At 65.4% G+C, this 9,841-nt stretch carries 11 protein-coding genes; 3 read left to right on the forward strand and 8 right to left on the reverse strand.

Annotated elements, in window-relative coordinates; all coding sequences use genetic code 11:
* Positions 1-5: 5 nt before the first annotated feature.
* The 4 genes from HGR_RS03460 to HGR_RS03475 all read right to left on the reverse strand — a co-directional run bounded on the left by HGR_RS03460 (position 6) and on the right by HGR_RS03475 (position 3,259).
* Positions 6-821, reverse strand: a complete 816-nt coding sequence (locus HGR_RS03460; protein ID WP_006296696.1) for an ABC transporter permease — start codon at positions 819-821, stop codon at positions 6-8.
* The gene (locus HGR_RS03465; RefSeq protein WP_006296697.1) at positions 818-1,846 is read right to left on the reverse strand and encodes a daunorubicin resistance protein DrrA family ABC transporter ATP-binding protein; all 1,029 of its coding nucleotides are present in this window, start codon (positions 1,844-1,846) and stop codon (positions 818-820) included. The genes HGR_RS03460 and HGR_RS03465 overlap by 4 nt, the downstream gene beginning before the upstream one ends.
* Before the next feature lie 265 nt (positions 1,847-2,111).
* A complete protein-coding gene (locus HGR_RS03470) occupies positions 2,112-2,726 on the reverse strand; it encodes a TetR/AcrR family transcriptional regulator (RefSeq protein ID WP_006296698.1) in 615 nt (204 codons plus the stop codon).
* Positions 2,723-3,259: a dihydrofolate reductase family protein gene (locus HGR_RS03475; protein ID WP_006296699.1), complete on the reverse strand. Its 537-nt coding sequence runs from the start codon at positions 3,257-3,259 to the stop codon at positions 2,723-2,725. The genes HGR_RS03470 and HGR_RS03475 overlap by 4 nt, the downstream gene beginning before the upstream one ends.
* Positions 3,260-3,394: 135 nt before the next feature.
* Here HGR_RS03475 and HGR_RS03480 point away from each other — a divergent pair, with 135 nt between their 5' ends.
* The 3 genes from HGR_RS03480 to HGR_RS03490 are packed head-to-tail and all read left to right on the forward strand — an operon-like array spanning position 3,395 to position 4,582.
* Positions 3,395-3,901, forward strand: a complete 507-nt coding sequence (locus HGR_RS03480) for a helix-turn-helix transcriptional regulator (RefSeq protein ID WP_006296700.1) — start codon at positions 3,395-3,397, stop codon at positions 3,899-3,901.
* Positions 3,902-3,926: 25 nt separating this feature from the next.
* Entirely contained in the window at positions 3,927-4,334 is a 408-nt protein-coding gene (locus HGR_RS03485; RefSeq protein WP_006296701.1) for a VOC family protein, read from the forward strand.
* 32 nt (positions 4,335-4,366) lie between these two features.
* On the forward strand, positions 4,367-4,582 hold the full coding sequence (locus tag HGR_RS03490) for a hypothetical protein (protein WP_006296702.1): 216 nt from the start codon (positions 4,367-4,369) through the stop codon (positions 4,580-4,582).
* Between the two features lie 12 nt (positions 4,583-4,594).
* Here the strand turns inward: HGR_RS03490 and urtE are convergent, their stop codons facing one another.
* The 4 genes from urtE to urtB all read right to left on the reverse strand — a co-directional run bounded on the left by urtE (position 4,595) and on the right by urtB (position 9,606).
* On the reverse strand, positions 4,595-5,287 hold the full coding sequence (urtE, locus tag HGR_RS03495; protein ID WP_006296703.1) for an urea ABC transporter ATP-binding subunit UrtE: 693 nt from the start codon (positions 5,285-5,287) through the stop codon (positions 4,595-4,597).
* A gap of 648 nt (positions 5,288-5,935) precedes the next feature.
* A complete protein-coding gene (gene urtD, locus HGR_RS03500) occupies positions 5,936-6,808 on the reverse strand; it encodes an urea ABC transporter ATP-binding protein UrtD (RefSeq protein ID WP_006296704.1) in 873 nt (290 codons plus the stop codon).
* Positions 6,809-6,890: 82 nt separating this feature from the next.
* On the reverse strand, positions 6,891-8,009 hold the full coding sequence (gene urtC / locus HGR_RS03505) for an urea ABC transporter permease subunit UrtC (RefSeq protein ID WP_006296705.1): 1,119 nt from the start codon (positions 8,007-8,009) through the stop codon (positions 6,891-6,893).
* Between the two features lie 13 nt (positions 8,010-8,022).
* On the reverse strand, positions 8,023-9,606 hold the full coding sequence (gene urtB, locus HGR_RS03510; RefSeq protein ID WP_006296706.1) for an urea ABC transporter permease subunit UrtB: 1,584 nt from the start codon (positions 9,604-9,606) through the stop codon (positions 8,023-8,025).
* Positions 9,607-9,841: the final 235 nt, after the last annotated feature.

Consider the following 9,841-nt stretch of genomic DNA (forward strand, 5'->3'; position numbering starts at 1 on the left):
TTTGACTATCTCTCCCGGTAATACATCCTCATCGCAATCGGCGCGGCCACAGCGGTGATGGCGGCAGAGGCGACCAGCACCCAGATCACATCTCCCACCACCACATTGCCATGCATCAACCCGCGCGCCGCGTTGGTCAGGTGGGTGACGGGGTTGAGGTTGACCACGGTCTGCATCCAGCCGGGCATGGTGGTCGGGTTGACGAAGATGTTGCTGACGAAGGTGAGCGGGAACAGCAGCAGCATGCTGGTGGTCATCACCATCTCGGGCGTGCGCACCAGCATGCCGATGATGATCCAGAACCAGGACAGGGCCGAGGTGAAGAGCAGCACCAGCGCCAGGGCGCACACCACGCCGGTGACGCCACCCGTCGGGCGAAAACCCAGGATCAAGCCAACGGTGAGCACGACCAGGGCGGCCAGCAGGTAACGGCTCAGGTCACCGAACAAGGCGCCGACGATGGGACTGGGTTGCCAGATGGGCAGGCTGCGGAAGCGCTCGAACAGGCCCTTGGTGATGTCGGTGCACAGGCCCATGCCGGTGTAGATGGTCAGGAAGACCAGGGTCTGCACCACGATGCCCGGGATCAGCCACTGCAGGTAAGCGTCGGTCGAACCCGCCAGCGCACCACCGAACAGGTAGGTGAACATGAAGGTCATCATGATGGGGAAGACCAGCACGTCGAACAACTGGAAGGGCACATGCTTGATCTTGAGCATGGCGCGCCAGGCCAGGGTCAGCACGGCCGCGCCCGCGCTGGCCGGCGCGGGGCGCGGGTCCTTGCTCAACACACCATGCAGGGAAATCTTGTCGCTGCTCATGGCTTTTCTCCTTGTTTGCCGGTGCCATTCCCGGCGCTGGTGCCATCCTTGGATTTGTCTTCCGCGGGTTTGCCGGTGATGGCGAGGAACACATCGTCCAGGCTGGGCTGGGCCAGGGCGAATTCGGCGATCGCGATGTTCGCGGCCGCGAGCTGGGCCAGGGCCTGGGGTGCGAGCTCGTCCCGCGCGACCTTGGCTCGCAACAGGCCCTCGTCGTCTTCGTCACCGGCCTGCGGATCGACCAATCCATTGCCCAGCACACGGTGCAGGATCGCCTCGGCCGCCGCGCGCTGACCCGCATCCGCCAGACGCAGTTGCAGGGCGCGCCCACCAACGGAAGCCTTCAGCTCGCGGCTCGTACCTTCGGCGATGACCTTGCCGTGCTCGATCACGGCCATGCGCTCGGCCAGGCGGTCGGCTTCTTCCAGGTACTGCGTAGTCAGCAGCACGGTCGTGCCCTCGGCGGCAATGGCGCGCACGATGTCCCAGACCTGGTTGCGGCTGTGCGGGTCCAGGCCCGTGGTGGGCTCGTCCAGGAACAGCAGGTCGGCCGTCACGATGAGGCTGGCCGCAATGTCCAGCCGGCGCCGCATGCCCCCCGAGTAATTGCGCGCCTGGCGCTTGGCGGCCTCCTCCAGGTCGAACGCCGCGAGCAACTGCTTCGTGCGCGCCTTGGCCGCGCTCCAGGAAAAGCCGAGCAGCCGCGCGATCAGGATGAGGTTTTCTTCGCCGGTCAGGTCTTCGTCGACCGACGCGAACTGGCCCGTCACCGCCACCTTGGCGCGCACCTGGGCGGCTTCGCTCACCAGGTCATGCCCAAGCACCCGGGCCGAACCGCCGCTGGGCTTGAGCAGCGTGGTGAGCATGCGGATGGTGGTGGTCTTGCCCGCGCCGTTGGGGCCGAGCAGGCCGTAGACCGAACCGCGCGGGATCGCCAGATCGATCCCCTGAACGGCGACGAAATCACCGAACTGCTTGCGCAGGCCGTGCGTCTCGATCGCCAACTCCGTTACGAGTGCAGGCATCCCGTCTCCTCCTGAAAAAAGAGGGGATGAGTGTACGGGCAGCATCCTGTTTTTTGCGTGACAAACCGTGCTTCAAGCTTGGGGCAAACACGCACGTCGTCCGGCGCGATGCCCAGATGCACGGCCGGTAGCGAGCGGAGGCGCGGAGTGACGGTGGGGCGCTTCAAGCGGCATGGCGAAACGCTCGCCGGGCAGAGACCTGTGTCCCTGGACAAGGGCGTGCTGAAAATCCAGGCGCCGCGAGGCACTGCGTCAACACGACCGCTCACGGCGCTGCCATCGCCAGACGCTGCAGCAGGCAAGTGAGCGCCAGCTGGTAGTGCGTCGTCATCGCCTGCGCCTGCAAGGGATCACCGCGTGCCGCCACCAAGGCCAGGCCGCTGCCATGGGCGTGGTCAACGAGGATGTCGCGCCACAGCACGGGCTGCTCCGTCAGGGTGGCCAGCAGCGCCGTCAGGCGATCGGTGATCTCACGCGTCACGCCCGCGAATGCCTGCGGCGTCGAGAAAATGGCCAATGTCAATTGCGGATGCTTGCCGATGGCCGTGTAGTAGCGGCTGAGCAAGGCGGTGATCGCGGGCCGCGGGTCCGACGTCGGGTCTAGCGTCGAGGCCGACGTCGGGTCCAACTTAGGGTCCAACTTTGAGTTCAAAGGCTCCAGCACCTCGGCGTAGACCTGATCCGACAAGGCGCGCAACAACGCCTCATGCGTTCCGACATGACGGTAGAGGCTCATGGGCGTCACGCCCAGGCGCTTGGCCAGGGCGCGCATCGTCAGACCTTGCCCGCCGCATTCGTCCAACAGCGACAACGCCGTGGCCAAAATGGTGTCACGTGACACCCCCGCGCCCTGCGCTGGACGACCGCGCGGGAGCGTCATGGCCTGACCCGATAGGTCGACTGCACCAGCCCGGAGGGGAAGCTGCGGGATGACACCAAGGTCAGGTCGATGTCGCTGGTCAACCCGCCAAACAGCGGGCGTCCGGAGCCCAGCAAGACAGGCACGGTGGTGATCACCATGTCCGCGACCAGACCCTCGCGCAGGAAGGACTGCAACAGCAGCCCCCCGTCCAGATAGACGCGGCGAACGCCTGACCGCGCCAACTCCTCCATGACGGCCTGGGGCGCGAGCCCGGAAAAGCGCACTTTGCCCTTCAACCGCTCCGGTACCGGCGTGTCCGCGAGTTGGCGCGACAGCACGCACACAGGCAACTCGTAGGGCCACGCGTCGAAGGTGAGCACCTTTTCATAACACCCACGGCCCATGACGATCATGTCCTTGTCCGCGATGAAGCTGGCGTAGCCGTGGTCCTCGGTGGGGTCGTCGCGTTGCAACAGCCATTCGATGTCGCCATCGGCGCGGGCAATGAAACCGTCCAAGCTGGTGGCGATGAAAACGTGCGCAGTGGTCATGTTCATTCTTAAATATACGTCGTATATTATTCTACGCAAAGCCGGGACACTGAACCCCGCAGGACCTCGTCAGCCAGGAAAAAATGGTCCCGGCACGGCCCACGACAGGTCGTGTCACGGCATCATCGCGACGGCATGACGAAAAACGCCCCTCTTCTGTCGCCCGCCGCGGTGCAGACACCGCCCGAACTGCTGCGCCGGCTGCTGCGCGCCAAGGACCGCATGGACGCCGCCTCTCAGGAGGCCTGGCCGGTCGAGCGGCTGGCGCGGGTCAGCAAGGTCTCGGCGACGCATTTCGCGCACGCCTTTCGCGAGGCCTTCGGTCTGCCACCCCATCGCTACCTGCTGACGCGCCGCATCGAGCGAGCCTTGGCGCTGCTGCGCGACACCGAACTGCCCGTGACCGACATCGCCTTCCAGACCGGCTGGGAAAGTTTGGGCAGTTTCGGCCGCACCTTCCGGGACATCACCGGTCTGAGCCCGACCGCCGCACGCGCTCAGGCCCGCGCCCGCGCGCCGCAGGAAGCACGGACGCTGGCTTTGGTGCCCGCCTGCTTCATGAACGCAGCGCAGCGTCCCGCGCTCGACATCGCAGTTTCGGAGAAGCGCCGCCGCGAAGCCGTCGGTATAAACCGCGCCTGAACTCACTTCAGGAAAGGACACGGCCATGCGCCTTGGTGTTGAAGTCGTCGGACTCTACGTGCGCGACCAGGATGAAGCCCTCGCGTTTTACGTCGACCAACTCGGTTTTAGCGTTCACACGGATGCACGCAACGGGGACTACCGCTGGCTGACGGTGCAGCTCCCCGATCAACCCTCGTTCCAGCTCGGCCTCTTTTTGCCAGGCCCGCCAGTGCACGACGCGATGACGACCCAGACCCTGCAGGCCATGGTGGCCAAGGGCGCGATGCCGCCGTTGGTACTGACGGTGGACGATTGCCGCGCCGCGCACGCGCGGTTGCAGGCGCTCGGCGTGGAATTCACGCAGGAGCCGGTGGAGCGTTATGGCAGCGTGGATGCGAGCTTTCGCGACCCCTCCGGCAATGGCTGGAAGCTGGTCCAGGCGCGCGGGTGAATGCGCGGACACAACAAGAAAAGGAAACTGCCATGAACTGGAACCAAGGCGTCCGCCAATTCCACCGCTGGGTCTCGCTCGTCTTCACCCTCACGGTCATCGCCAATTTCGCCGCGATGGCGATGAACGGGGGCCAAGCGCCGATGTGGATCGTCTACGCGCCGCTGCCGCCGCTCTTCCTGCTGCTGTTCAGCGGCTTGTACCTGTTCGTGCGGCCTTACCTGGGTCGGCGGGGCACCTTCGGCTGAGAGGGTCAGGCCTCAAATCGCGACGAGCTTGCGCACGCCCTCGGCTTCCATGTTCTGGCCCAGGCCGGCAGCGATGACGGCGCCGCGCTCCATGACGACATAGTCGTCGGCAAGTTCCTCGGCGAAGTCGTAGTACTGCTCGACCAGCAGGATGGCCATGTCGCCGCGGTCGGCCAGCATGCGGATGACACGGCCGATGTCCTTGATGATGCTGGGCTGGATACCTTCGGTGGGTTCGTCGAGCACCAGCAATTTGGGTTTGGCCGCGAGCGCGCGCGCGATGGCGAGTTGCTGTTGCTGGCCGCCCGAGAGGTCACCGCCGCGCCGGCCCAGCATCTGCTTGAGCACGGGAAACAGTTCGTACAACTCGGTCGGAATGGGCGTGCCGCCAGCTTGGCTGGCCAGGCCCATGCGCAGGTTTTCCTCCACCGTCAGGCGGGCGAAGATCTCGCGGCCCTGGGGCACGAAGCCGATGCCGGCGCGGGCGCGCTCGTAGGGCGTGGCCTTGTGGATGTCCTTGCCCTCGAACTCGATGCTGCCGTTCTTGATCGGCACCAGGCCCATGAGCGATTTGAGCAGGGTGGTCTTGCCGACGCCGTTGCGGCCCAATACGACGGTGACCTTGCCCAGGTTCGCGCTCAGGCTCACGTCGCGCAGGATGTGGGAACCGCCGTAGTACTGGTTGATGTTTTTGACGTTCAGCATGGGCCGATTCCTTGTAGTCCTTGCGCCTGAGCATTGGCGCACGACGCGAGCCACGTTGGCTGGACCGCCTGCCGAATGGCGCCCCCGGCCCGACCCGATTGCGCCGGCCGCTGCGCGGCTACCCTGCGATGCTCGGACAGCCGGTCCATCGCGTAACTCGCTGCGTTCGCTGCGCTCTCTCCGCTCGGACAGACGCGATGAGTCAGATCACGAAGCACGCGCGACTGCGCGCGTGCCAACCGGCCGCCCTGCGCTTCTCGGCGGCGCAGACGGGCCGGGCCGGGGGCGCCCTTCGGCAGGCTTTGGGGCATCGAAAAATTCAGGGCATTGAGTGCAATGTTCTGCGGCGCTTGATGCTCAACTCCGGCACCCGAACAAGAGCCGGAGGCTCGCATAGAACCTTGCCTCTCGGGGCACGCCGTCTTCGTCACCGCAACGCGGCAAGGCCTGTGTGGCGCAGCGAATGGACGCGGCCGAGCAGCGCAGCGGTTGGCGGAAAAAGGGGCGCGCCGTGTTTGAGCGCAGCGAGTTGGCGCGTCCCCCGCCAACTGCGAGCAGCGCAGGGAAGTCGCGTAGCGACCCGTGTCCTTTGAGCGGAGCCACACAGGCCTTGCCGCGTTGCCAACCAACAAGGACACAGCAAGATTCTCACCGCCCAAGATACACCTCGATCACCCGTTCATCCGCCTGCACCTGCTCCAGCGTCCCTTGGGCCAGCACGGAACCATCGCAGAGCACGGTCACGATGTCGCTGATGGTCTTGATGAAGCTCATGTCGTGCTCCACCACCATCAGCGAATGCTTGCCCTTGAGTGTCAGGAAGAGCTCGGCCGTGCGGGCGGTTTCCTCGTCCGTCATGCCGGCCACGGGTTCGTCCAGCAGGAGCAGCTTTGGGTCTTGCATCAGCAACATGCCGATTTCCAGCCACTGCTTCTGCCCATGGCTCAGATTGCCTGCCTGGCGACCCACGCTGTCGGCGAGATGGATGGTGTGCAATATGTCGGCCAGGCGATCCCCCTGCGCGGAATCCAGCTTGAAGAAGATGGACGATTTCACGCTCTTGTCCATCTTCAGCGCCAGCTCCAGGTTCTCGAACACCGTGAGCTGTTCGAACACCGTGGGCTTCTGAAACTTGCGGCCGATTCCCAGCTGCGCGATCTGGGGTTCGCTGTAACGCAACAGGTCGATGGTGGAGCCGAAGAACACCGTGCCCTCGTCGGGCCGCGTCTTGCCGGTGATGATGTCCATCATCGTCGTCTTGCCCGCGCCATTGGGACCAATGATGCAGCGCAGTTCACCGGGCGCGATGTCCAGGCTGAGCTTGTTGATGGCCTTGAAACCATCGAAGCTCACGCTCACATCCTCCAGGTAGAGGATGCGGCCGTGCGTCACGTCCACTTCGCCAGTCTTCAGCAGGCGGCCATAGCTGGCCTGCTGACCGCCGGCTTCGGTGTTCTGGCGCGCGGTCTCGCGCTGGGCCTGCGCGCGCTGCGCGCCTTGTTCAAGCAGATCGGGGGTCATGTGTGTGCCCCCACGCTTGTCACTTCGTGTACTGCGCTGCCCCCCGAGGGGTCCTTCACGACTTGGGGCGGCCCGGCGTCGCTCATGCTTTCTCTCCCCGGAATTTTTTCCACAGGCGCTTGACCAGCCCCACGATGCCGTCGGGCAGGAACAGCGTGACCAGGATGAACAGGCCACCTAGGAAGTAAAGCCAGAAGGCGGGGAAGGCCGCGGTCAGCCAGCTCTTGGCACCGTTGACCACGAAGGCGCCGACGATGGGGCCGATCAGCGTGGCACGTCCACCCACCGCCGCCCAGATGGCGATCTCGATGCTGTTGGCCGGGCTCATCTCGCCCGGGTTGATGATGCCAACCTGCGGCACGTAGAGCGCCCCTGCGATGCCGCACATCACGGCCGAGAGCGTCCAGATGGTCAGCTTGTAACCCAGGGGGTTGTAGCCCGAGAACATCACCCGGCTTTCGGCGTCGCGGATGGCCTGCAGCACCCGGCCGAACTTGGCGTTCATCAGCCAGCGCCCGAGCAGGAAGAAACCCAACAGCGTGAACCCCGTGAGCATGAACAGCATCATGCGCATGCCTTGGCCGATTGGGATGCCGAGGATGCGCTTGAAGTCCGTGAAGCCATTGTTGCCGCCGAACCCCGTTTCGTTGCGGAAGAAGAGCAGCATGGCGGCGAAAGTCAGCGCCTGCGTGATGATGGAGAAGTACACGCCCTTGATGCGCGAACGGAAGGCGAAGTAGCCGAAGACGAAGGCGATCAAGCCGGGCACCAGCACGATCAGGATCAGCGTGGCGACGAAGCTGTCGCTGAAGGCCCAGTGCCAGGGAAATTCCTTCCAATTCAGGAACACCATGAAATCGGGCATGTCGCTCTTGTACTGACCGTCGCGCCCGATCTGGCGCATCAGGTACATGCCCATCATGTAGCCGCCGAGCGCGAAGAACAGGCCGTGGCCCAGCGACAAAATGCCGGTGTAGCCCCAGATCAGGTCCATGGCCAGCGCGCAGATGGCGTAGCACATGATGCGCCCGAGCAAGGCCACTGTGTAGTTGCTCATGTGGAACACATGGCCGTCGGGCACCAGCAGGTTGAGCACGGGTGCCAGCACGAGCACCGCGATCAGCGCCGCGAGAAACGCCGTCCAGCCGCGCCGGTTCAGCAGGGGCGCGGCGGCGGGAAGCGTCAGGGAAGTCGTCGTCATGTCGGTCCGCGCCTCAGTCCACCGAACGGCCCTTGAGGGCGAAGATGCCTTGGGGGCGTTTTTGGATGAAGGCGATGATGAAGATCAGCACCATGATCTTGGCCAGCACCGCGCCCTGCCAGCCTTCAAGCAATTTGTTCACCAGGCCCAGGCCCAGCGCGGCGTAGACCGTGCCCGCGAGCTGGCCGACGCCGCCCAGCACCACGACCATGAAGGAATCGACGATGTAGCCCTGGCCCAGGTCCGGGCCCACGTTGCCCACCTGCGAGAGCGCGCAACCCGCCAGCCCCGCCACGCCGGAGCCGAGTGCGAAGGCATAGGTGTCCACACGCGCCGTGTTCACCCCCATGCACGAAGCAATCGGACGGTTCTGCGTCACGCCCCGCACGAACAGGCCCAAGCGAGTGCGGCTGATCAGCAAGGCCATGCCCAGCAGCACCGCGAAAGCGAAGGCGATGATGACCAGACGGTTGTAGGGCAGCGTGAGGTTGGACAGCACCTGCCAGCCGCCGCTCATCCAGGCCGGGTTTTCCACGGCCACGTTTTGCGCGCCAAAGAGGGAACGCACGGCCTGCATCAGCACCAGGCTGATGCCCCAGGTGGCCAGCAAGGTTTCGAGCGGGCGGCCATAGAGAAAGCGGATCACGCCGCGCTCCAGCGCCGCACCCACCAGGGCGGAAGCGAGGAAGGCCACGGGCACGGCCGCGACCAGGTACCAGTCGAAGGCACCGGGCAGGTAACTGCGGAACAGCCCCTGCACCACGTAGGTGGCGTAGGCGCCGATCATGATGAGCTCGCCGTGCGCCATGTTGATGACGCCCATCAGCCCGTAGGTGATGGCCAGGCCCAGCGCGGCCAGCAGCAGGATGCTGCCCAGGCTGATGCCGGTGAAGAGCACACCCGCGCGCTCGCCCCAGGCCAGGTGATCCTCGATGGCGCGCTGGGCGGCCTGGATCGCGGCCTTGACCCGCGCGTCTTCCTCGCTGGCAAGCTGTTGGCCCAGCAACTGCCGCGTGGCGGGCGTGCGGTAAGCCGACAGAAGCTGCACCGCCGCGTAACGCTGCGCGGGCTCGGTGCTGGACAGCAGAATGGCGGCGCGCGCCAAATCAAGCTGCTCGCGCACGGTGGCGTCTTTTTCAACGGCCAGGGCCTTGTCGATCAGCGGCAGGCGTGAGGCGTCCGGCTCGGTCGCCAAGGCCTGGGCCGCCGCCCTGCGCGCCGTCACGTCCGGGCCAAACAGCTGCAAGGCCGCCAGCGCGCTGGCGATCTCGCCCCGCATGCGGTTGTTGTTGACCACGTCCTCCGCATCCTCGGGCACGGCCAAGGATTGGCCCGTGGCCGGGTCTTCACCCTTCCATTCACCCTCCACCTCGCGCACGAGGATGACCTTGCCGTCGTGCACCTTGACCCTGTCGTCGGCCAAAGCCTGCAGCAAAGCTGCCACGCGCTCGTCGGGTGTTTGCACCGCCTGCTGCATGGCCGTGATGCGGTCGCTCGAATCTCCGACCACGATGGCCTGCGCCTGCTCGGGCGTGAGCGCCTGGGCAGAAACCGCGCTCAACAACGCGGCGAATGACAGCAAAAGAAATCTCAGCATCACAAGGAATCTCTAGGGTGAACGCGGCGAGCAACCACGCTCACCCTGCAAATCCCATACCAAGGAAAAAAGCAAGGGTCACCGCCGCAGCGGCAGGCCCGTTCGAGGGCGCGCCGCGCCGGGCCGCCCCAAGCGGCCGCGCCGTCCCCCTTGGGGGCTGAGGACCGCGGCTCCAAACCTGCCTGCGCAGGTTTGGACGGTCCGAAGAACCACCGCCTCCGGCGGTGGGACGGGG

It is taken from the genome of Hylemonella gracilis ATCC 19624 (genome assembly GCF_000211835.1).
In the GTDB taxonomy this organism is placed as follows: domain Bacteria; phylum Pseudomonadota; class Gammaproteobacteria; order Burkholderiales; family Burkholderiaceae_C; genus Hylemonella; species Hylemonella gracilis.